The sequence below is a fragment of the Bradyrhizobium sp. Ses1 genome (assembly GCF_059512365.1).
Genome location: NZ_JCAMOQ010000008.1, coordinates 222,688 through 242,920, shown reverse-complemented (window position 1 = coordinate 242,920; position 20,233 = coordinate 222,688). Strand labels below are relative to the sequence as shown.

At 64.0% G+C, this 20,233-nt stretch carries 23 protein-coding genes; 4 read left to right on the top strand and 19 right to left on the bottom strand.

Features of this window, described 5'->3' with window-relative positions:
• Positions 1–106 precede the first annotated feature (106 nt).
• The 6 genes from AC5ZG5_RS13190 to AC5ZG5_RS13165 all read right to left on the bottom strand — a co-directional run bounded on the left by AC5ZG5_RS13190 (position 107) and on the right by AC5ZG5_RS13165 (position 4,855).
• Entirely contained in the window at positions 107–721 is a 615-nt protein-coding gene (locus AC5ZG5_RS13190; RefSeq protein WP_456642215.1) for a MerR family transcriptional regulator, read from the bottom strand.
• A gap of 137 nt (positions 722–858) precedes the next feature.
• Positions 859–1,191: an integration host factor subunit alpha gene (locus tag AC5ZG5_RS13185; RefSeq protein WP_028162876.1), complete on the bottom strand. Its 333-nt coding sequence runs from the start codon at positions 1,189–1,191 to the stop codon at positions 859–861.
• Positions 1,192–1,323: 132 nt separating this feature from the next.
• Positions 1,324–2,301, bottom strand: a complete 978-nt coding sequence (locus tag AC5ZG5_RS13180; RefSeq protein ID WP_130231461.1) for a beta-ketoacyl-ACP synthase III — start codon at positions 2,299–2,301, stop codon at positions 1,324–1,326.
• Positions 2,298–3,359 carry a phosphate acyltransferase PlsX gene (plsX, locus tag AC5ZG5_RS13175; protein WP_130231463.1) on the bottom strand — a complete coding sequence of 354 codons (1,062 nt, stop codon included), beginning with the start codon at positions 3,357–3,359 and terminating at the stop codon, positions 2,298–2,300. The genes AC5ZG5_RS13180 and plsX overlap by 4 nt, the downstream gene beginning before the upstream one ends.
• Before the next feature lie 339 nt (positions 3,360–3,698).
• The gene (locus AC5ZG5_RS13170; protein ID WP_456642214.1) at positions 3,699–4,307 is read right to left on the bottom strand and encodes a YceD family protein; all 609 of its coding nucleotides are present in this window, start codon (positions 4,305–4,307) and stop codon (positions 3,699–3,701) included.
• Positions 4,304–4,855, bottom strand: coding sequence for a ubiquinol-cytochrome C chaperone family protein (locus AC5ZG5_RS13165; RefSeq protein WP_456642378.1), 552 nt, complete (start codon positions 4,853–4,855; stop codon positions 4,304–4,306). The genes AC5ZG5_RS13170 and AC5ZG5_RS13165 overlap by 4 nt, the downstream gene beginning before the upstream one ends.
• Positions 4,856–4,962: 107 nt before the next feature.
• Here AC5ZG5_RS13165 and AC5ZG5_RS13160 point away from each other — a divergent pair, with 107 nt between their 5' ends.
• Both AC5ZG5_RS13160 and AC5ZG5_RS13155 read left to right on the top strand, forming a co-directional pair.
• Positions 4,963–5,439: an outer membrane protein assembly factor BamE gene (locus AC5ZG5_RS13160; protein ID WP_028162881.1), complete on the top strand. Its 477-nt coding sequence runs from the start codon at positions 4,963–4,965 to the stop codon at positions 5,437–5,439.
• 187 nt (positions 5,440–5,626) lie between these two features.
• Complete coding sequence (locus AC5ZG5_RS13155; RefSeq protein WP_456642213.1) at positions 5,627–6,634, top strand: Bug family tripartite tricarboxylate transporter substrate binding protein; 1,008 nt, start codon at positions 5,627–5,629, stop codon at positions 6,632–6,634.
• A gap of 175 nt (positions 6,635–6,809) precedes the next feature.
• Here AC5ZG5_RS13155 and AC5ZG5_RS13150 read toward each other — a convergent pair whose 3' ends face one another.
• The 13 genes from AC5ZG5_RS13150 to AC5ZG5_RS13090 form a co-directional block, all read right to left on the bottom strand.
• Positions 6,810–8,930 (bottom strand): sodium-translocating pyrophosphatase, encoded by a 2,121-nt coding sequence (locus AC5ZG5_RS13150; RefSeq protein ID WP_456642212.1) that lies wholly within the window; start codon positions 8,928–8,930, stop codon positions 6,810–6,812.
• Between the two features lie 317 nt (positions 8,931–9,247).
• A complete protein-coding gene (thiL, locus tag AC5ZG5_RS13145; RefSeq protein WP_456642211.1) occupies positions 9,248–10,249 on the bottom strand; it encodes a thiamine-phosphate kinase in 1,002 nt (333 codons plus the stop codon).
• Positions 10,250–10,367: 118 nt separating this feature from the next.
• Complete coding sequence (gene nusB / locus AC5ZG5_RS13140) at positions 10,368–10,862, bottom strand: transcription antitermination factor NusB (RefSeq protein WP_028162885.1); 495 nt, start codon at positions 10,860–10,862, stop codon at positions 10,368–10,370.
• Positions 10,863–10,864: 2 nt separating this feature from the next.
• Positions 10,865–11,356: a 6,7-dimethyl-8-ribityllumazine synthase gene (gene ribH, locus AC5ZG5_RS13135; protein ID WP_028162886.1), complete on the bottom strand. Its 492-nt coding sequence runs from the start codon at positions 11,354–11,356 to the stop codon at positions 10,865–10,867.
• Positions 11,357–11,529: 173 nt separating this feature from the next.
• Complete coding sequence (locus AC5ZG5_RS13130; protein WP_456642210.1) at positions 11,530–12,138, bottom strand: riboflavin synthase; 609 nt, start codon at positions 12,136–12,138, stop codon at positions 11,530–11,532.
• A gap of 125 nt (positions 12,139–12,263) precedes the next feature.
• Positions 12,264–13,415: a bifunctional diaminohydroxyphosphoribosylaminopyrimidine deaminase/5-amino-6-(5-phosphoribosylamino)uracil reductase RibD gene (ribD, locus tag AC5ZG5_RS13125; RefSeq protein ID WP_456642209.1), complete on the bottom strand. Its 1,152-nt coding sequence runs from the start codon at positions 13,413–13,415 to the stop codon at positions 12,264–12,266.
• Positions 13,412–13,894 (bottom strand): transcriptional regulator NrdR, encoded by a 483-nt coding sequence (nrdR, locus tag AC5ZG5_RS13120; protein ID WP_028162889.1) that lies wholly within the window; start codon positions 13,892–13,894, stop codon positions 13,412–13,414. The genes ribD and nrdR overlap by 4 nt, the downstream gene beginning before the upstream one ends.
• 12 nt (positions 13,895–13,906) lie before the next feature.
• The gene (gene glyA, locus AC5ZG5_RS13115) at positions 13,907–15,217 is read right to left on the bottom strand and encodes a serine hydroxymethyltransferase (RefSeq protein WP_456642208.1); all 1,311 of its coding nucleotides are present in this window, start codon (positions 15,215–15,217) and stop codon (positions 13,907–13,909) included.
• A gap of 472 nt (positions 15,218–15,689) precedes the next feature.
• Positions 15,690–15,950, bottom strand: coding sequence for a hypothetical protein (locus AC5ZG5_RS13110; protein ID WP_456642207.1), 261 nt, complete (start codon positions 15,948–15,950; stop codon positions 15,690–15,692).
• A gap of 191 nt (positions 15,951–16,141) precedes the next feature.
• Positions 16,142–16,363 carry a hypothetical protein gene (locus AC5ZG5_RS13105; RefSeq protein ID WP_028162892.1) on the bottom strand — a complete coding sequence of 74 codons (222 nt, stop codon included), beginning with the start codon at positions 16,361–16,363 and terminating at the stop codon, positions 16,142–16,144.
• A gap of 22 nt (positions 16,364–16,385) precedes the next feature.
• Positions 16,386–16,613 carry a hypothetical protein gene (locus AC5ZG5_RS13100; protein WP_028162893.1) on the bottom strand — a complete coding sequence of 76 codons (228 nt, stop codon included), beginning with the start codon at positions 16,611–16,613 and terminating at the stop codon, positions 16,386–16,388.
• Positions 16,614–16,852: 239 nt separating this feature from the next.
• The gene (ldtR, locus tag AC5ZG5_RS13095) at positions 16,853–17,371 is read right to left on the bottom strand and encodes a transcriptional regulator LdtR (protein ID WP_028162894.1); all 519 of its coding nucleotides are present in this window, start codon (positions 17,369–17,371) and stop codon (positions 16,853–16,855) included.
• Between the two features lie 374 nt (positions 17,372–17,745).
• Positions 17,746–18,207 carry a DUF6163 family protein gene (locus tag AC5ZG5_RS13090; RefSeq protein ID WP_028162895.1) on the bottom strand — a complete coding sequence of 154 codons (462 nt, stop codon included), beginning with the start codon at positions 18,205–18,207 and terminating at the stop codon, positions 17,746–17,748.
• 171 nt (positions 18,208–18,378) lie between these two features.
• On the opposite strand from AC5ZG5_RS13090, the gene hemB reads away from it, so the two are divergent.
• Positions 18,379–19,437 carry a porphobilinogen synthase gene (hemB, locus tag AC5ZG5_RS13085; RefSeq protein ID WP_456642206.1) on the top strand — a complete coding sequence of 353 codons (1,059 nt, stop codon included), beginning with the start codon at positions 18,379–18,381 and terminating at the stop codon, positions 19,435–19,437.
• A gap of 210 nt (positions 19,438–19,647) precedes the next feature.
• Positions 19,648–20,193, top strand: coding sequence for an RDD family protein (locus AC5ZG5_RS13080; protein ID WP_456642205.1), 546 nt, complete (start codon positions 19,648–19,650; stop codon positions 20,191–20,193).
• Positions 20,194–20,233 lie beyond the last annotated feature (40 nt).

Below are 20,233 nucleotides of genomic sequence, written 5' to 3'. Positions count from 1 at the left end.
AATGTTGAGAAAAAACAACGAGTTTCCCGCGTCTGGGAGACTAGGGGTCGAAGGTTCAAATCCTTTCGCTCCGACCAAACTTTCAATAGTTATGCTCTGGGGCGATTTACCGGCCTTCGCCGTCCTTCATCGCCGAATCCAGCATCTCCCGGCAACCGATCAGGTCCTGGAGCGCGCGCTGCAGGCGTTCGCGGTCGGCGGCGGGGATGCCGCGGGCCGGTGCGGCTGCCGGCGTGGGCTGGGCGGCTGGCGCTTGCCGGCCCTTGAACGGGGCGAGGATGCCATCCTCGTCGGGGTCGACGAAGCGGTAATCGATCTCGATGGCGTTGCCGTCATCAAATTCCTCATCCTCGGCATCGTTATCGTGGCCGGCGGTCTCCTCCTCCTCGTCGGATTCCCGCAGGCTCTGGCCGATCGCCTCCTCGACGGCGCCGAAGGAGATTGCCGCGCTCTGGTCGGAGATCGCCTGCACCGACTTGATGCCGTGCTCCTTCAGGATCCGCTGCACGCCGCGGATCGTATAGCCTTCGCCATACAGCAGGCGGCGGATGCCCTTGAGCAGGTCGACATCGTCGGGGCGATAGTAGCGGCGGCCGCCGCTACGCTTCATCGGCTTGATCTGCGCGAACCTCGTCTCCCAGAAACGCAACACGTGCTGGGGGATGTCGAGCTCGTCGGCTACCTCGCTGATGGTACGGAATGCATCGGGCGCCTTTTCCAAATGCCCGCTCCTTCTCCTAGAGCATGATCCGCACAAACGCGCTCGCGACAACGCCATGCGCCAGCGCGGAGATCACGCTCAAACAACGATAGCGCGGGATGACGATTCGAAGAAACGCCATCACGTCCAGGAAGGAATTATCCGCTCTTGCCTTCGCCGTTGGTCGACCCGTTGTGGCCGTTGATCCGCTGCTTCAGGATCGCCGACGGCTTGAATACCATCACCCGCCGCGGCGAGATCGGCACTTCGGTGCCGGTCTTCGGATTACGTCCGATGCGCTGGCCTTTCTTGCGCACCATGAAGGAGCCGAAGGACGACAGCTTCACCGTTTCGCCCTTTTCCAGGCAATCGGTGATTTCCTTCAAGACGAGTTCGACAAACGCCGAGGATTCCGTGCGAGACAATCCCACCTTCTGGTAGACCGCCTCGCACAAATCGACTCGTGTGACTGTTTTACCGGTTCCGGTCATCGCCTGCCCCGCACTCTCGGCGAACAAAATTTATCCCCTGAAATTAGAGGGTTAGCAGGCGATGGTCAACAGTGGCTATAATGCAGCAGCCTGCCAAAATCGTCAGGGATGTGTCTTTTCTGATTGCACGCTTCACCAGCGGACGAGCGCCGAGCCCCAGGTGAAGCCGCCGCCCATCGCTTCGAACAGCACGAGATCGCCCTTCTTCACGCGTCCATCCTGCACCGCAACTGATAGCGCCAGGGGAATCGATGCCGCCGAAGTGTTGCCGTGGCGATCGACCGTCAGCACCACCTTCTGCGGCGCAATATGGAGCTTGTGCGCCGAAGCATCGATGATCCGCTTGTTGGCCTGATGCGGGATAAACCAGTCGATGTCCTCCGCGCTGGTGCCGGTGGCGTTGAAGGCGTCGACGATCACGTCGGTGATCATGCCGACCGCGTGCTTGAACACTTCGCGGCCTTCCATTCGCAGGTGGCCGACCGTCCGGGTCGATCCCGGGCCGCCGTCGACGAACAGCTTCGCCTTGTGGCGGCCGTCGGAGCGCAGATGCGTGGTCAGTACGCCGCGGTCGGACGATTTGCCCGGCTGCTCCTGCGCTTCCAGCACCACCGCGCCGGCCCCGTCGCCGAACAGCACGCAAGTGCCGCGGTCGTTCCAGTCGAGGATGCGCGAAAAGGTCTCGGCGCCGATCACCAGCGCCCGCTTGTAGGCGCCGGTGCGCAGGAAATTGTCGGCGGTCGCCAGCGCGAAGACAAAGCCGGAGCAGACCGCCTGCAGATCGAAGGCCGCTCCATGGGTGATGCCGAGCCCGTTCTGCACCGCGACTGCGGTCGCTGGAAACGTGTTGTCCGGCGTCGAGGTCGCGAGCACGATCAGGTCGATATCCTGCGCATCGAGGCCGGCGTTCGCCAATGCCGCGCGCGCGGCATTAATGCCGAGATGGGAGGTGAACTCCCCCTCGGCCGCGATGTGCCGCTCCCGAATGCCGGTGCGCTGCACGATCCATTCGTCAGACGTATCGACGCGGGTCGCCAGCTCGGCATTGGTCAAGACCCGCTCCGGCAGATAAGAGCCGCAGCCGAGCACGACCGATCGTATCGCAGTCACGAGACAGCCTCCTGCGCGGTCTGCGCTGAGGCCAGCGCGCTTCCGTCGCGGTTGAGCATCTGATTGATCTTGGTGAGGAGATCGTAGTGGGCCATCTCATAGCCAACATCGACCGCATAGGCAAAGCCTTCGGAGTTGATCCCACCGTGACTTTTCACCACCAGGCCCTTCAGGCCGAGCAGCACCCCGCCGTTGGACTTGTTAGGGTCCATCTTGTCGCGCAACGCCCGGAAGGCGCCGCGGGCCAGGAGATAGCCGATGCGCCTCGGCCAAGTCTGGGACAGGGCGTTGCGCAGGAAATCCACCATCTGCCGCGCGGTGCCCTCGGCCGCCTTCAGCGCGATGTTGCCGGCATATCCCTCCGTGACGACCACATCGGCGATACCCTTGCCGATGCCGTCGCTCTCGACGAAGCCGATATAATTCAGTTGCGGCAGGTTCATTGCCCGCAACAGCTCGGCCGCCTCGCGGATCTCCTCATGTCCCTTCATCTCTTCGCGGCCGATATTGAGCAGCCCTACGGTCGGCCGCTCCACGTTGAATCGGACGCTGGCCATCGCGCCGCCCATCAGTGCCAGCGCCACCAGGTGCTGTGCGTCGCCGCCGATGCTCGCCCCGAGGTCGAGCACGATGGTGTCGCCACGCACGGTCGGCCACAGCCCCGCGATCGCCGGGCGCTCGATTCCGGGCAACATGCGCAGGTTGAACCGCGCCATCGCCATCAGCGCGCCGGTGTTGCCGGCTGACACCGCGACATCGGCCTCACCGTGCTTCACCGCGTCGATCGCAAGCCACATCGAGGAGGTCTTGCGGCCGCGCCTGAGCGCCTGACTCGGCTTCTCGTCGTTGCTGATCGCAACGTCGGTGTGGATCACACGCGAGGCCGCCTTCAGGGCGGGATGCGCTGCCAATTCCGGCTCGATCAGCTTGCTGTCGCCAAACAGCAAGAATTCGGTGTCAGGATGCCGGCTCAACGAGATGGCGGCGCCAGGGACGACGACCGATGCGCCGTCATCGCCACCCATGGCGTCAAGCGCGATTCGAACCTTTTTAGGCATGAACGTCCCGGAAACCTGCTCTCGGCGGCCTTGAAGCGGACCGGCCACCCGTTTGAAAGCCGCCGCCATCAGCGATGTCTATCGCGGTCAGCGATGTCTGTCGCGCAAGCGATGTACGGCCGGAGGCAACGGCGCGCCCGGCCGGGCCGCGACAATAACCTGTCCCCATTCTGACACAACCTCTTCACCATGCTTTACCGGCCGGCGCAGGGTTGCGGAAATGCGGAGGCGTCGACGCAGGATATCTCAACTTATTCAATATCTTATCTCAGATTTATGAGAATGCAACGGATCGATTTCGCGCGATGGTTCGCCCTCATAATCCACTTTAACCGGAGCCTATTTCCCGTTGGATTTCCCTTTCGGCTTGTTTCCACCGGGCGTTTTCGGCGCGGCCTGCAGCGCTTTCAGCGCGGCAAACGGGTGGTCCTCGGGGTCGGCGGCCTCGACCACCGGCTCGAATACGGCATCCGCCTTGCGCGGATAGGGGTCGATCGCGAGGAACAGCGCGTCGGTCGCAAGCCGGCCCAGATCGATCATGCCGTTCTCGATCGGCTCCGGCGGGTCGGGTATCTCAGCTTCACTGCGTTCGGCCTCCTCGGCCAGCGCGGCCATCTGCGGAATCTGCTCCGGCGGGGCGAAGATCAGGTCGATCTCCTCGTCGATCTCGTTCTCGATCTCCTCGAGCGTCACCACGCAGGTCTGCCCGACCCGGCCGCGCACGGAGCCCACGACGTGAAAGCGGCCGCCGCTCTTCGGCGTAATATCGAATGACGCCTCAGCCGAAAGCACCTCGCGCAGCCCCGCGATATCGGCCAATGCCTGACGCTGGCGCGGATCGGCCTCGATGTCGCGATGCAGGCCGGTTTCCGGCACCTGCGCCACCGCGACCAGCGCGCGCCAAGGGTCACGCGGAGGATGAGGCCTCTCTGTCTCGGTATCTTTCATCGGGCCGCGCCCACCTGCTCCGGCACTGGAAACTTCCACGATCCGCCCGACAGCGCCGTTGCGTCGAGCCGGTCCAGCACGGACGCTACCCGCTCGGCATAGGTCGCAAGCCGCCGCGCCTTCTCGATGTCCTTGCCATCAAAGATATTCTTGCAGAATGCGTTTGCCAGCGCCTCATGGCCATCGGTGAGCGCGAGGTCGTAGGCCACGGAACGACCGTAGAAGGCTTCGCCGAAAGCCTTCATCCGCTTCGGCACGGTGAGATCGCCGACCCCCATTTCGCGTAAATTGTCGTCCATATCCTCGCAGAAGCGGTCGAACAGCGCCTGCGACAGACCCGATTCGCCCTCCACGGCCCGGAGGCGCCGCAGCACCAGCCACAAATGCAGCAAGAGCAGGTCGAATCGGCCGTTAACCGTGTCTGCGACGGCGAACTGTCGGTAAAACACCGGTTCTCGCGCCTGCGTCACGATCATGCCATAGATGGTCTCAATGGTGCCGCTCGGGAGTAGCCGGGGTTTCTTGAATTGATTGAACGGCCAAAGCATTGTGGGTTCCGCCCGCGGGCCCAAAGCGCCCGCTTCTGTTGCAATCCTCAGCCGTGCCCGGTACGTCAACGCCTCGCGCGACGCAAGGGGACGGATCAGTTCCGCCGATGACCGAAGCCAACAAGACCAGCCCACGCGTGTCCTTCTCACGCGGCGTGCTAGCACGCTGCCGCGCCGCGGCGGCCATCGGCCTCGTCTGCGCGCTGCTTGCCGCCTGCACCGGCGAACAATTCCAGAAGGGCTACATCCTGCCGCAGGGCGCGCTGGAGCAAATCCCGATCGGCGCCAGCCAGGACCAGGTGCTGATCGTGATGGGCACTCCGTCGACGGTGGCCACACTGGACGGCGAGGTGTTCTACTACATCTCCCAGCGCACCGAGCGTCCGGTCGCCTTCATGAACCAGCGGGTGGTCGACCAGCGCGTGATCGCGGTTTATTTCGACAAGAACCGCACCGTCCGCCGCATCGCCAATTACGGCCTGCAGGACGGCAAGATCTTCGACTTCGTCAGCCGCACCACGCCGACTTCGGGCCAGGAGCTCAGCTACCTGACGCCGCTGTTCAAGCTGCTCAGCTTTAACTAACCAAAGCGTTTTCGAGCGAAGCATGCCCTCGGACTTGATCCGAGGGTGGATACCGGTTCGCGTGAAGAAAACGCGTCAAAACAAGAATCCGCGGCTGCGCCAGGTCGCCGCCTAACTCCTCGCTTGCCGGACCGCCTCGCGGTCCCCTACGCTCCCTGAAAACAAGATCAAATCAGGGAGTGAACACGTGAGCCGAACCTTGCTTTCCCGCCGCCGCCTGCTGACGGGTACCGCCGCCGTCTCGGCCGCCGCCATCCTGCCGCGCGCGAGCTTAGGCGCCGGCGACTGGCGGCCGACCGAGACCGTCCGCCTGATCGTGCCGGCCGCCGCCGGCGGCTCCACCGACGTGATGGGCCGCCTGCTCGCGGCGCATCTGCAGACCGCCTGGGGACAGTCGGCGATCGTGGAGAACCGCTCAGGCGCCGGCGGCACCATCGGCACCGCCGAAGTCGCCCGCAACAAGGGCGATGGCCACACCATCCTGATCGGCAATCCCGGGCCGAATGCGATCGCCTATTCGATCTTCAAGAACCTCACCTACCAGAAGGATCAGTTGCAGCCGGTCTCCAACATGATCCGGATCCCGAACATCGTCTCGGCCCATCCCTCGACCGGCATCAAGTCGATCCCCGAACTGATCGCCTATCTGAAGGCCAATCCGGACAAGCTGACCTACGGCTCGTCCGGGACCGGCCAGAGCCCGCATCTGACCGGCGCCTGGTTCCTGCAGCTCACGAGGCTGAAGATGACGCATGTGCCGTTCCGCGGCGCCGGGCCTGCGCTGCAGGCGGGGCTCGCGGGCGACATCCAGATCCTGTTCGACAATCTCTATCCGTCGCTGCCGCAGGTGCTGGACGGCAAGCTCAACGGGCTCTGCGTCACCACCGCCGAGCGCAGCGACGCCGCGCCGAAACTGCCGACCATGCGCGAGAGCGCGCCGGAGCTTGCGAAGTTCGAAGTCTCCTCCTGGTTCGGCGTCTTCCTGCCCAAGGCCACACCCGCGCCGATCGTGGACGAGCTCAACCGCCAGATAAAGGCGATGCTGGAGCGCGACGACGTCAGGAAGAACATCGCCGGCATGGGCGCCCGCCCCGACCACGGCACGCCGCAGCAGTTCACCGATTTCGTCGACGCCGAAACCAGGAAGTTCGCGGCCATCATCGAGAAGGAAGGCCTGCAGATGGAGGTGAAGTGACGGGCGCTCCGTCATTGCGAGGAGCGTCAGCGACGAAGCAATCCACCTCTCCACTCGTGGCGAGATGGATTGCTTCGCTACGCTCGCAATGACGAGTTGAGAGACACGCACGTATGTCCAAACAAAAACCCCGCGGCTCGGCCGCGGGGTTTTGCGTTCTTCGTTCGGACACCCGTCAATGTGCCAGGATCGCTAGCAGCAGCAGCGCCACGATGTTGGTGATCTTGATCATCGGGTTGACCGCCGGGCCGGCCGTATCCTTGTAGGGATCGCCGACGGTGTCGCCGGTCACTGCGGACTTGTGGGCATCGGAGCCCTTGCCGCCGTAGTGGCCGTCCTCGATGTACTTCTTGGCGTTGTCCCATGCGCCACCGCCTGAGGTCATCGAGATCGCGACGAACAGCCCTGTGACGATGACGCCGAGCAGCATCGCGCCGACGGCCGAGAACCCCGCCGACTTGCCGGCCGCACCGCCGCCCGCGATCACGTAGATCAGGAAGTAGACCACGATCGGCGACAGCACCGGCAGCAGCGACGGGATGATCATCTCCTTGATCGCCGCCTTGGTCAGGAGGTCAACCGCCTTGCCGTAGTCCGGCTTGTCGGTGCCCTGCATGATGCCGGGCTTCTCGCGGAACTGGCGCCGCACTTCTTCGACGATCGCGCCGGCCGCGCGGCCGACCGCGGTCATGCCCATCGCGCCGAACAGATACGGCAAGAGGCCGCCGAACAACAGGCCCACCACCACATAGGGGTTGTTGAGGGAGAAGTCGGGATTGACGCCCTTGAAATAGGCGTGGTTGGCGGAGTCGCTGATGAAGAATTTGAGGTCCTGGTTATAGGCCGCAAACAGCACCAGCGCACCGAGACCGGCGGAGCCGATCGCATAGCCCTTGGTCACGGCCTTGGTGGTGTTGCCGACCGCGTCGAGCGCGTCGGTCGATTTGCGCACCTCCTTCGGCAGCCCCGCCATCTCGGCGATGCCGCCGGCGTTGTCGGTGACCGGACCGAAGGCATCGAGCGCGACGATCATGCCGGCCAGCGCCAGCATGGTCGCAGTCGCGATCGCGATCCCGAACAGGCCGGCCAGGCTGTAGGTGACGAGGATGCCGGCGATGATGACCATCGCGGGCAGCGCGGTCGCCTCCATCGAGATCGCAAGGCCCTGGATCACGTTGGTGCCGTGGCCGGTCACCGAGGCCGAGGCGATGGACTTCACCGGGCGATAGTCGGTGCCGGTATAGTATTCGGTGATCCAGATGATCAGCGCGGTGACGATGAGGCCGACAACGCCGCATTGGAACAGCGCCATGCCGGAATAGTCCACGCCCGGCAGCTTGTCGAAGCCGATCAGGGCGTAGATCACGCCGGCGATGCCGATCAGCGACAGGATGCCGGTCGCGATCAGGCCCTTGTAGAGCGCGCCCATGATCGACTGGCTGCTGCCGAGCTTGACGAAGAAAGTGCCGATGATCGAGGTGATGATGCAGATGCCGCCAATCGCGAGCGGCAGCGTCATCATGCTCACCAGGATCGGCGACTTCGCGAAGAAGATCGCCGCCAGCACCATGGTGGCGACCGCCGTCACCGCATAGGTCTCGAACAGGTCGGCGGCCATGCCGGCGCAGTCGCCGACATTGTCGCCGACATTGTCCGCGATGGTGGCCGGGTTGCGCGGATCGTCCTCGGGGATGCCGGCCTCGACCTTGCCGACGAGGTCGCCGCCGACGTCGGCGCCCTTGGTGAAGATGCCGCCGCCGAGACGGGCGAAGATCGAGATCAGCGAGGCGCCGAAGCCGAGCGCCACCATGGCGTCGATCACAGTGCGGCTGTCCGCCGCGAACCCTGCGACCTTGGTCAGGTAGGCGAAATAGATGGTGACGCCGAGCAGCGCCAGGCCCGCGACCAGGAGCCCGGTGATCGCGCCCGCCTTGAAGGCAAGCTCCAGGCCGCCCGCCAGCGACTTGGTCGCCGCCTGCGCGGTGCGGACGTTGGCGCGGACCGAGACGTTCATGCCGATGAAGCCGGCCGCCCCCGACAGGATCGCGCCGATCGCAAAGCCGATCGCGACCAGGAGCCCAAGGAAGTAAGCCAGCAGAATGAAGATCAAGACGCCGACGATGCCGATCGTGGTGTATTGGCGCCGCAGATACGCCTGTGCGCCTTCGCGCACCGCCGCGGCAATCTCCTGCATGCGCGGGCTGCCCGCGTCAGCGTTCAGGACCGAATTGGTCGCCCAAATCGCGTAGACAATGGAAAGTACCCCGCAGAGCACGATCAACCATAATGCTGTCATTTGAATTCTGCCTCAGATCCTTGATGTATCCCCACGCCCTTGTTTTTTCCGCGGGATGCGGCGGGCGCTTATTGAGCGGTCCACCCCTGCCCTCAAGGATGGCCACAATCGGTCGCGAACCTTGCCAAAATCGCTTTCGCAGCGCAACGCCGCCGACAATCAAAACGGGACGATTTGGGCAGCTAATTAGTCTGAGGGGCGGCTTTCTCGGCCTATTCCAAAGCGTTTTCAAGCGAGCTGGACCCCGGCTCGCGTGAAGAAAACGCGTCAATACGAGAATCCAGAGCTTCGGTTCTGATGCAATCAGAACCGAAGCTTTAGAAATGGCTGTAGGACGGCCGCTTCAAGGCCAGCTCCCGGCCCTGCGAGTCTAGAAAGCTGGGGGGCGCGGAGCCTGCGATGATACCGCCGATCGCGGTCACGGCAACGCCTGTGCGCTTGGCCTCTTGCACGAAGGCCGCCATGCGATCCCCGGGGATCGCGCAAAGGATCTCGTAGTCATCGCCGCCCGAGATCAGGGCCTCGACACCGACGGCCTTGCGCGCAACCAGCGCAGCGGCCGGCGACGAGAGTGGGATGCTCTGGACGTCGATCACGGCCGAGACGGCGGAAGCCGCACAGAGCTTTGCGAGATCGCCGGCGAGCCCGTCGGACACATCCATCGCGGCGCTGGCGTAATCGCGCACCGCCTTGGCGAGCGCATTGCGCGGCTGCGGCACGCGGTAGCGGCCGGTCAGCATCTCGCGGGAGGCTTCGTCGCTCGCAAGCAGCGAGGCAACAGACCCGGCCTTCAGCAGGTTGAGGCCAAGCGCGGCATCGCCGATTGTGCCGGTAACTACGACGCGGTCCCCTGCCCGCGCGCCTCTACGGTGGATCATCTTGCCCTGCGGCACGCGCCCGAACGCCGTGACCGAGATCATCACCGGCCCGGGCGTGGACACCGTGTCGCCGCCGAGCAGCGGACAGCCGAACTGCGCAGCATCCTCGCCGAGCGCCTGCGCGAACGGTTTCAGCCAGGCATCGTCGGCGCTACGCAACGCCAGCGTCAGCACGAAGCCGGCGGGTGTAGCCCCCTTGGCGGCGAGATCAGAGAGATTGACCCGCAGCGCCTTGCGCGCCAGCGTCGCCGGCGGATCGCCGGGGAGGAAATGCACGCCCTCGACGATTGCATCGGTGGTGACGACGATATCGTCGCCCCCTGCCCGCAACGCCGCCGCATCGTCATCGAGATTGAAAGCGCCCGGGTCCTTCGCGAGCGGCTTGAAGTAGCGCGCGATAAGGGAGTCCTCGCCGGATGCCGTTTCTCCGCGGTTCGTCATGCTTCCCGGACCATCTCCTCAAACCGCGACGTCATTGCGAGGAGCGTAGCGACGAAGCAATCCATGTCCCCCCCGCGGAAGCTATGGATTGCTTCGCTTCGCTCGCAATGACGGAGAGCTACCCACGCACGAACTCGTCGGCCCGGAACTGCCGGGCGATCTGGTCCAGCACTGCGTTCACCATTCCGGTCTCGTCCTTCTCCACAAACGCGTGCGCGACGTCGACATATTCGGAGACCACCACGCGGCCCGGCACGTCCTTGCGATGCTCCAGTTCATAGGAGCCTGCCCGCAGCACCGCGCGCAGGATCGCATCGATCCGCTTCAGCGGCCACCCCTTCGACAGCGCCTCGTCGATCAGCGGATCGAGCCTGGCCTGGTCGCGTACCACCCCTGATACCACGTCACGGAAAAACGCCGCTTCCGCCGGCAGATACGTCTCGCCTTCGACCTCGTTGCCGAGCCAGTGGCTCTCAAACTCCGCGAACACGTCGTCCAGCCCGGCGCCAGCGATGTCCATCTGGTAGAGCGCCTGCACGGCGGCGAGCCGTGCGGCGCCGCGCCGATTGGCCTTCCTGTCCGCTGGTCTTACGGGCTTCCTGTCTTCCGCCATGGTCAACCCTTCGCCAGCCGGCGTTTGATGCGCAGCATCGCGAGCGCCGCGCGCGCGGCGTCGCCGCCTTTGTTCAAGTCATTGGCGCGCGCCCGTGCCCAGGCCTGTTCCTCGGTGTTGACGGTAATGATGCCGTTGCCGAGCGGAAACCTCCTGTTCACGGCGAGGTCCATCAGCCCGCGCGATGACTCCATCGACACGATCTCGAAATGGATGGTCTCGCCGCGCACCACGCAGCCGAGCGCGACCGCCGCGTCATAGGGCTTGCCGTTCTTTTCGGCGGCATCGATTGCGATCGCGATCGCCGCTGGAATTTCCAGCGCGCCGGGCACCGTGATGACGTCGTAGCCGACGCCGGCGGCCTTCAATTCGGCGACCGCGCCCTCCAGAAGCGAGTCCTGAATATCGTCATAGAACCGCGCCTCGACGATCAGCGCACGCGCGCCGGAAATGTCGGTCTGGTCCTTCAGCGGTGCACGCCGTGCGTCTGCCATTACTGTTTCCGTTTCGATCGGTGCCCTCATCCTGAGGAGCGGCCACTTGGCCGCGTCTCGAAGGATGAGGATGTAGCCGGGCCTCGTGGTTCGAGACGGCGCTTCGCGCCTCCTCACCATGAGGGATTGGCCGGGGTTTTAGGCGCAGGCGCCGCCTGTGCCAAGGGCCGCCGTTACTTCATCTCTGTCAGCCGCGCCGCGTAGCGGGCCATCAGGTCCACTTCGATATTGACCTCGCTGCCGGCGCGCCAGCCGCCGATCGTCGTCACGTTGAGAGTATGCGGGATGATCAGCACCGAAAATGTGACGTCGTCGACCGTATTCACCGTCAACGACACGCCATCCAGCGTGATCGAGCCTTTGACCGCGATGAAACGCGCCAGTTCGCGCGTGGTTCGGAGCACGAACCGCGCCATATCAGGCAGATCCTCGCGTGAGACGATGGTGGCGACGCCATCGGCATGGCCCGCCACGATATGGCCGCCGAGTTCGTCGCCAATCTTCAGCGCGCGCTCGAGATTGAGGCGGGTTCCGACACCCCAGTGCTTCGCCGTCGTCATGCCAAGCGTTTCCGCGGCGGCATCGACGTCGAACCAGGTCTTGCCGCCGTCGACGCCGGAGGCGACCACCGTCAGGCACACCCCATTGCAGGCGATCGAGGCGCCATCGGCGATGGTCGCGCGATCGTAACGGCAGGCGATCCGCAGCCGGTGCAACTGTCCCTGCGCCGTAGGTGTCAGGCTGGTGATCTCGCCGACATCTGTGACTATGCCCGTGAACATCAAACCCTTCCCAGTTCACCGCCGTCATGGCCGGGCTTGTCCCGGCCATCCACGTCTTCCTTCGTCGCCAGCGGCCAAGGCGTGGATGCCCGGGTCAAGTCCGGGCATGACGCGCGGACACAGCGCTAGGCGCGATCGTAGATCGTCAAAAAATCTTTTCCGAGCGTTTCGCTAGCACGAACCTTGAACGCCTGCGACTGTGTGATCGCGGCGAGCGGCAATGCATCCAGCGCGGGCACGCCGTCGGCGCCGACCGCCTCTGGCGCGCGCAACAGCCAGGCTTCGTCGACCAGGTCAGCCGCGACGAAGGATGAGGCCACCCGCGCCCCGCCCTCAACCATTACTTTGGTAATGCCCTTCTCGGCGAGCGCATGCAGCACCGCGAGCAGATCGAGTCCCGGCGGCGAGACCGTGTCCGCGACCCGGATCACCTGGGCACCGGCGGCACCCAGCTTCATCGCAGCCGGCGCTTCGGCAAGCTCCGAGGTCACCACCCATAACGGCGTTTCGCGCGCCGAATGCACCAGGCGGCTGTCGCCCGGCAGGCGCAGCGCGCGATCCAGCACCACCCGCACCGGCGAACGAGCCTCCATGCCCGGCAGGCGGCAGGTCAGAACCGGATCGTCGGCCAGCGCGGTGCCGATCCCGATCAGGATCGCATCGCTCTGCGCGCGGAGCAGATGCACCCGCGTCCGGACCACGTCTCCCGTGATCGCCACCGGGCGGTGGCCGGCAGCGCCGATCTTGTCGTCGGCGGAGATCGCCAGCTTGAGCAGCACATGCGGACGCTTGTCGCGGACACTGCGGAAATGACCGGCATGGTCCCGCGCGGCCTCCTCCGCGCACAGCCCGACATCAACAGCGATGCCCGCCGCGCGCAACCGTGCGTGCCCCTGCCCGCCGACTTCAGGATTGGGATCCTCGATCGCCGACACCACGCGCGCGATGCCGGCCGCAATCACCGCGTCCGCGCAGGGCGGCGAGCGGCCGAAATGCGAGCATGGCTCGAGCGTCACATACAGCGTGGCGCCGCGCGCCGCTTCGCCCGCGCGCCGCAGCGCCTCCGGCTCGGCATGCGGCCGGCCGCCCGCTTGCGTCCAGCCACGACCGACAATGACGCCATCCTTGACCACGACAGCACCGACCGCCGGATTCGGCCAGGTGCGGCCCTGCCCGCGCCGGCCGAGCGTCAGCGCGAGCTGCATGAACCGCAAATCGGCGGCTTTCGACTGCTTGGCTTGTGCGGCGAGTTTGTCTTCCAGGATGCGGAAGATCATTTGCGGAACTGCGCGATGCGCGGGTCATCTTCGCTGGTGAGCTCGCCGAGCAATGCCTCGAAATCCTTGGCTTCGCGGAAATTGCGGTAGACCGAGGCGAAGCGGACATAGGCGACATCGTCGAGCTGGCGCAGATGCTCCATCACGATCTCACCGATCGCCTCCGATGAGACTTCGGCCTCGCCGGCGCTCTCAAGCTCCCGCACGATGGCCGATACCATCTTCTCCAGCCGCTCCGAATCCACCGGCCGCTTGCGCAGCGAGATCTGCAGCGAGCGCACCAGCTTGTCGCGGTCGAACGGAACGCGACGGCCGTTGCGCTTGATCACTGTCAGCTCGCGAAGCTGCACCCGCTCAAATGTCGTGAAGCGGAAATTGCAGGTGATGCAGACGCGCCGCCGTCGGATCACGGCCGAATCCTCAGTCGGACGCGAGTCCTTGACCTGCGTATCCAGACTGTTGCAACTCGGGCAACGCATCTGCCGATTTCCTTATTGATAGATCGGGAAGCGGTCGGTCAGCGCCTTCACGCGTTCCTTGATCGCGGCTTCCACCAGCGGCGCCTTGCCCTCCGGCGACTGCTGCAGCGCGGTCAGGACTTCCGCGATCATGCCGCCGACTTCCTTGAACTCGGCGACGCCGAAGCCGCGCGTGGTCGTCGCGGGCGTGCCGAGCCGCAGGCCCGAGGTGACGAACGGCGTCTCAGGATCGAACGGAATGCCGTTCTTGTTGCAGGTGATGGCGGCGCGCACCAACGCCTTCTCCGATACATTGCCCTTCAGCCCCTTGGGCCGGAGGTCGACCAGCATCAGATGGTTGTCGGTGCCGCCGGAGACGATGTCGAGCCCATGGCCGCGCAGCGTTTCCGCGAGCGCCTTGGCATTCTCGACCACGTTCTTGGCGTAGACCTTGAAGTCCGGCCGCAGCGCCTCGCCGAACGCAACCGCTTTGGCCGCGATCACGTGCATCAAGGGGCCGCCCTGCAGGCCCGGGAAGATCGCCGAGTTGAGCTTCTTGGTCAGCGTCTCGTCATTCCACAGCATCAGGCCGCCGCGCGGACCGCGCAGCGACTTGTGTGTCGTCGTGGTGGTGACATGCGCATGCGGCACCGGCGAAGCATGCACGCCGCCGGCGACGAGGCCCGCGAAATGCGCCATGTCGACCATGAGGTAGGCGCCGACACTGTCGGCGATCTCGCGGAAGCGCTTGAAGTCCCAGGCGCGCGAATAGGCTGAACCACCCGCAACGATCAGCTTCGGCTTGACCTGTTCGACCTGCTTGGCCACCGCATCCATGTCGATGACCTGGTCCTCGCGCCGCACCGTGTAGTGCACGGCCTTGAACCATTTGCCGGACATGTTGACGGGCGAGCCGTGGGTGAGATGGCCGCCGGCGGCGAGGTCGAGACCCATGAAGGTATCGCCGGGCTGCAGCAGCGCCAGGAACACCGCCTGGTTCATCTGGCTGCCGGAGTTCGGCTGCACGTTGGCGAACTTCGCACCGAACAGTTTCTTGGCGCGCTCGATCGCCAGCGTCTCGGCGACGTCGACCCATTCACAACCGCCATAGTAGCGCGCGCCCGGATAGCCTTCGGCGTATTTGTTGGTCATCACCGAGCCCTGCGCCTCCAGCACCGCACGGCTGACGATGTTCTCGGAAGCGATCAGCTCGATCTCATGGCGCTGCCGGCCCAATTCGCCCTTGATCGCCTCCGCGATCTCGGGATCGGCCTCGGCAAGGGTCGCCCTGAAGAAGGAATCAGGCGCGGAACTGGATTTGGCGCTCGGGGAGGAAGAGGTCATCGGCGAAATATCTCCACCGCCGCAAGCCTTTAGAGGATGCGGTCGGTCCATTGTGGGCGGTCGAAGCTGGTCGGTCAGCGTTATCACATCGCCGGGTGCCGGCCAAGCGATTGAGGTAGGAGTGCGGCCTTTGTGCCAGATATGGTGGCCTGCCGGGGGTTTGCCAGTTCCAGAGGCGGCCTCATCCGTTCGCCCCGCCCCCCGTCATTCCGGGGCGCGACGAAGTCGCGAGGTCCTGGCGCCCCGACGCTGGCGCCAAGCGCGCGAGCAGCAAGAGCTGCCTCGCGGACGATGACAGCGGAGTGTGCGGCGGCGATGCGGCGGGGGCGAAACGGAAGCGTGCTCGCCAGCGCGAGCGCTGCGCTGGATGGTGTTGATGGAGTTCGGATCGCGAGACGAAAATAAACTCACCCCAGGGCGCTGTCATGCTGGCCTGGGGTGAGAAGACAAAGATCGACGATCAGACCTGACGCTATTGTGTCACTACGTTTCCGACCGAGTTGAAGTTCTTCTTCGTATCATACCCGGAGTCGTGCAGATTTCGGAAATACAGGTCGCGGTCACCGCTAGTCACTCCACCCGGCATGATAACCGAGCCCGGCGCAATGACCGGAGCGGCACGCATACTGGCATTCGCATTCATCGCGTGGCGATGATGCGTCCGCTGTGCGGCCAGAGCGGTAGAAGTAGCGAGGGCGAGGATTGCAAGACTGACAAGAACGCTCTTCGTCATAGTCGGCTCCTCTGAGAGGATCCACCCCATGGAACTTGTGGCACGGCCGGCCCTCCTCCACAAATCAACATCGCGTAACCCTCTGCGCCTGCCAAAGTGACGGCGCAACAGCCTGCTCGGGTCGAATAAAGATTCGTGAGTGGGTTCCGGCCCGGGGCCGTACGACAGCGGAGAGCGCCGCGACAGCCGCGCTACAACCCCGTGAATCCCGCCTTCACATGATCGGTGGAGCCGTCAAGCTGGCGCAGATAGGTCAATCCGCAGACCGTCAGGCGGTGCGTGTCGGTCTCGCCCGCCTCGAACAAGGTGCGGACATATTCCGTCACCTTCGCCCGCGCCTCCTCGCTCGCCGCGGCGGTGCGGTTCGCAAGCAGGTCATAGGTGTGCATGATGCGATCGATCGCGGCTTCCATCACTTTCTCCGATTGGGAATGATCAGATCACGAGCTGTGCTGCTTCAAACTCGGCGATCGCCTTGTTGGCGAGCTTGATCTTGTTGGTTTCGCCGCGCCGGAACATCTGCACGATGATCGTGAGCAATTGCTCGTTGGTGGCATAAGAGTCCGGAATGATCCCGGTCCTGCGCAGATAGTTGGAAGCGATGGCGTAGGCCTCGCCGACCACTTCGACATTCATCGCCCACATTCCGCGCTCGACCAGCATCTCGCTCTCCGTAGCCCACGATAAAGCGTGAGGACGCGAGTGGTTCCCGGTTCCGCAAAACTCTTTTTGCGGTGCCGAAAAGCAAGAGCGCACCGACCGGGCACAGTCGATGCGCTCTGCTGGAGGCTGACGGCTTGCCGGTCTTCTATCGGGCCGGCTTGGCCGCTCTGGCGAAGTCTTGAAGGTGTTGAAGTCTTGGAGAGGTGTTGAAGTCTTGGAGGCGCGAAGTCTTGAAGGTATCAGAGGCGATAGAGGATCTGGTCGGTCCAGAACCGCTCGAGCCGGTGCAGCGACTTGTTCAGCGTCGAGAACTCCTCGTTCGAGATGCCGCCGACCTGCTCCACGGTCTTGACGTGCTTCTGGTAGAGCGCATCGACGATACGGCGGATCTCCTGGCCCTGCGGCGTCAGGCGAATGCGCACCGAGCGGCGATCGACACGCGAACGCTGGTGATCGAGGAAGCCGAGCTCGACGAGCTTCTTCAGATTGTAGGAGACGTTGGAGCCGAGATAGTAGCCGCGCGTGCGCAGCTCACCCGCGGTCAATTCCTTGTCGCCGATATTGTAGAGCAACAGCGCCTGCACCGAATTGATGTCGGCGCGCCCGCGGCGATCGAACTCGTCCTTGATGACGTCGAGCAGCCGCCGATGCAGCCGCTCCACCAGCGTAAGGGCTTCGAGATAGAGCGACTGCACCGTCGGCTGGCCGGCGGCGCGCTCAGCGGTTTCCACCGCCGTTGAGGCAACGGCTTTGATCATGACACTTCCCCTGTTGTCGTTTTATCGACTTATTCGACGAAACTTGTGTCCCGCCTGATAGGTTCAACTTAAGGGGGCCGTTTGAACATCAGCTTAAATAAGACAATAAAGAGATCATGAATTTAAGACAGTGAATCGCGGATTAAGCCCGTCAAACAAGGGCTTTTCGCAACCCTTCATTGACGGTGGAGCGCCCCTGTTCACGCTTCGTCTGCACGCCCTGTCACAATCGGAAACAGCTTCGCTCAAATTCGAAACGACCGCGTAATAGATATGAGGGAACCCTTTACGGTGAGCGAAACGTTACCGGACAATTTTCTGAAAATTTTCGCGACACCACTCGCGCTCGCTGCACGCTCGGCCGGTTAAGCGCGCTATGGCGGCCGTTCGCGTGCGGCCATCCAGGCGAGCGCGAGATAGCCGGCGAGCATCAAGGCTTCGAACGCCACCACTGTTAGGCTGCCGCCGTAGATGTTCGGAAACATCAATTCGATCACCGCCATCGAGACGACGGTGGTCAGCCACACCACCGCGCCCCAGGGCGTGGCGAGCCACAGCCCGACGGCGGCGACAAGCTCGATGACGGCGAAGTAGATGGTCGCGGTCTGCCAGGCCATCGACTGGTTCTCGAAGGCCTCCTCCTCGGCGCCGACGAATCCCGTCACCTGCGCCCAGTGATAGAGGCCCTTGGCGATCGAGACCACCGCCATGATGCGGAGGAAGAAGACGAGCCGCCGGGTCCATACATTCTCATCCCGCCGGATCCGGTCCGACGACATCGCCGCAACGGAAATCGCATTGTCCCGCGACTGGTCGCGCGCAGAGGTGTCAGACATCGCAGAAGTCGTCCGTGGAAGCGAAATGGGTCATCGGCGCAGTCTTGGCCCGCCGGGCTGGCAAAATCAATTGCAGTTGCGGCAGATCAACGGCGCCGTGACGTTGCTGGACGAGGATGCTAGAGTTGGATCAAATCAAAAACCAGCCTGCCGTGTTAGGAGAACAAGCCCATGGCGATCAAATTCGGGCGCCCGATCGAACTGCGCGATGCGCCAAAGCGGCAGACGGCCTTCGCCTCCCCGCTGGATTTGACCATACGGCCCCGCCGCAACCGCAAGGCGGAATGGGCCAGGCGGCTGGTGCGCGAAAACGTGCTGACCACGGACGACCTGATCTGGCCCCTGTTCGTCGTTAACGGCCATAGTGTCCGCACCCCGGTTGCCTCGATGCCGGGCGTGGACAGACTAAGTGTCGACCAGGCGGTTCGCGACGCCGAGCGCGCGGCCAAGCTCGATATCCCCTGCATCGCGCTGTTTCCCTACACCGAGCCGTCGCTGCGCGACGAGCAGGGCTCGGAGGCACTCAATCCGGACAATCTCGTCTGCCAGTCGGTCCGTGCGATCAAGAAGGAATTCCCCGATATCGGCGTGCTCTGCGACGTCGCGCTCGATCCCTTCACCAGCCATGGCCATGACGGACTGATCGAGGACGGCAGGATCCTCAACGATGAGACGGTCGCGGTGCTGGTGAAGCAGGCGCTGGTGCAGGCCGAGGCCGGCTGCGACATCATCGCGCCGTCGGACATGATGGACGGGCGGGTCGGCGCGATCCGCGAAGCACTCGACGCCGAGGGCTTTGGCGACGTGCAGATCATGGCCTATGCGGCGAAATACGCCTCCGCCTTCTACGGCCCGTTCCGCGACGCTATCGGCTCGGCCAAGACGCTGACCGGCGACAAGCGCACTTATCAGATGGACAGCGCCAATTCGGACGAAGCCCTGCGCGAGGCCGAGCTCGATATCGCCGAAGGCGCCGATATGGTGATGGTGAAGCCCGGCATGCCCTATCTCGATATCGTGCGCCGGGTGAAGGACACGTTTGCGATGCCGACCTTCGTCTACCAGGTATCAGGCGAATACGCGATGATCGCGGGCGCCGCGCGCAATGGATGGATCGACGGCGAGCGCGCGATGATGGAGAGCCTGGTCGGTTTCAAGCGCGCCGGCGCCGACGGCATCCTGACGTATTTTGCGCCGCAAGCCGCGGAGAAGCTGAAGGGGCAATCGTAGTGTAGGGCAAAGCGAAACGTGTCCACCCCGCTCTTGCTCCGATCGTGAATGGTGGACGCACTTCGCTTTGCCCACCCTACCGGACTTAGGCTCACGGCATTGCGCCTCCGAATCGCCGAATATTTGCGCTTGCTGGGGTTCCGGACCTTGGCACCCGGGCAGCCCGTTCCCATGTCCTGCCCGGGATAGGTCCCAGTCGGAGGGGAGATTATGTCTTACGGCGGTTCGGGTAACTATGGTGCCTGGCGTAACGACGGCGGCGTGCCGCCGCATGCGTTCGATCCGCGATTGGAGCCGGAGCTGTTCCGCGGCGTGCTCCCCCGGCGGGTATTTGCCTTCCTGATTGACCTGGTTGTGCTTTCGGTCCCCGTCATCCTTGGGTATCTTTTCATCGCCGTGTTCGGCCTGATCACCCTTGGGCTCGGTTGGGCGCTGTTCTGGCTGGCGTGGCCGGCGACGATTGTCTGGGCGATCGTCTATTACGGCGCATCGATCGGCGGCGCCTCGTCGGCGACCGTCGGCATGCGGGTGATGGATCTGGAGTTGCGCACCTGGTACGGGGCGCCAGGCTATTTCGTGCTCGGCGCCATGCATGCGGTGCTGTTCTGGCTGTCCGTCTCGTTCCTCTCGCCGCTTGTGCTGCTGTTCGGCCTCTTCAATAGCCGGCGGCGTTTGCTGCACGACATCGTGCTCGGAACCGTTATCATCAACAGCTCGGCCCGCGCTCACGCGGCATCCGCAGCGCACACTTATTGAGCCAGCCAATTGAGCCCAGCAAGATGATTGACCGCTAGCC

Bases quoted from the DNA above. Each gene is read 5' to 3' on its own strand.
- AC5ZG5_RS13080 (WP_456642205.1), top strand. From the start codon at position 19,648: ATGTCTTACGGCGGTTCGGGTAACTATGGTGCCTGGCGTAACGACGGC.
- AC5ZG5_RS13165 (WP_456642378.1), bottom strand. From the start codon at position 4,855: ATGCTTTGGCCGTTCAATCAATTCAAGAAACCCCGGCTACTCCCGAGC.
- ldtR (WP_028162894.1), bottom strand. From the start codon at position 17,371: ATGATCAAAGCCGTTGCCTCAACGGCGGTGGAAACCGCTGAGCGCGCC.
- AC5ZG5_RS13105 (WP_028162892.1), bottom strand. From the start codon at position 16,363: ATGGAAGCCGCGATCGATCGCATCATGCACACCTATGACCTGCTTGCG.
- AC5ZG5_RS13100 (WP_028162893.1), bottom strand. From the start codon at position 16,613: ATGCTGGTCGAGCGCGGAATGTGGGCGATGAATGTCGAAGTGGTCGGC.
- hemB (WP_456642206.1), top strand. From the start codon at position 18,379: ATGGCGATCAAATTCGGGCGCCCGATCGAACTGCGCGATGCGCCAAAG.
- nusB (WP_028162885.1), bottom strand. From the start codon at position 10,862: ATGGCGGAAGACAGGAAGCCCGTAAGACCAGCGGACAGGAAGGCCAAT.
- AC5ZG5_RS13110 (WP_456642207.1), bottom strand. From the start codon at position 15,950: ATGACGAAGAGCGTTCTTGTCAGTCTTGCAATCCTCGCCCTCGCTACT.
- AC5ZG5_RS13150 (WP_456642212.1), bottom strand. From the start codon at position 8,930: ATGACAGCATTATGGTTGATCGTGCTCTGCGGGGTACTTTCCATTGTC.
- AC5ZG5_RS13160 (WP_028162881.1), top strand. From the start codon at position 4,963: ATGACCGAAGCCAACAAGACCAGCCCACGCGTGTCCTTCTCACGCGGC.
- AC5ZG5_RS13130 (WP_456642210.1), bottom strand. From the start codon at position 12,138: ATGTTCACGGGCATAGTCACAGATGTCGGCGAGATCACCAGCCTGACA.
- thiL (WP_456642211.1), bottom strand. From the start codon at position 10,249: ATGACGAACCGCGGAGAAACGGCATCCGGCGAGGACTCCCTTATCGCG.
- nrdR (WP_028162889.1), bottom strand. From the start codon at position 13,894: ATGCGTTGCCCGAGTTGCAACAGTCTGGATACGCAGGTCAAGGACTCG.
- glyA (WP_456642208.1), bottom strand. From the start codon at position 15,217: ATGACCTCTTCCTCCCCGAGCGCCAAATCCAGTTCCGCGCCTGATTCC.
- ribD (WP_456642209.1), bottom strand. From the start codon at position 13,415: ATGATCTTCCGCATCCTGGAAGACAAACTCGCCGCACAAGCCAAGCAG.
- AC5ZG5_RS13090 (WP_028162895.1), bottom strand. From the start codon at position 18,207: ATGTCTGACACCTCTGCGCGCGACCAGTCGCGGGACAATGCGATTTCC.
- ribH (WP_028162886.1), bottom strand. From the start codon at position 11,356: ATGGCAGACGCACGGCGTGCACCGCTGAAGGACCAGACCGACATTTCC.
- AC5ZG5_RS13170 (WP_456642214.1), bottom strand. From the start codon at position 4,307: ATGAAAGATACCGAGACAGAGAGGCCTCATCCTCCGCGTGACCCTTGG.
- plsX (WP_130231463.1), bottom strand. From the start codon at position 3,359: ATGCCTAAAAAGGTTCGAATCGCGCTTGACGCCATGGGTGGCGATGAC.
- AC5ZG5_RS13185 (WP_028162876.1), bottom strand. From the start codon at position 1,191: ATGACCGGAACCGGTAAAACAGTCACACGAGTCGATTTGTGCGAGGCG.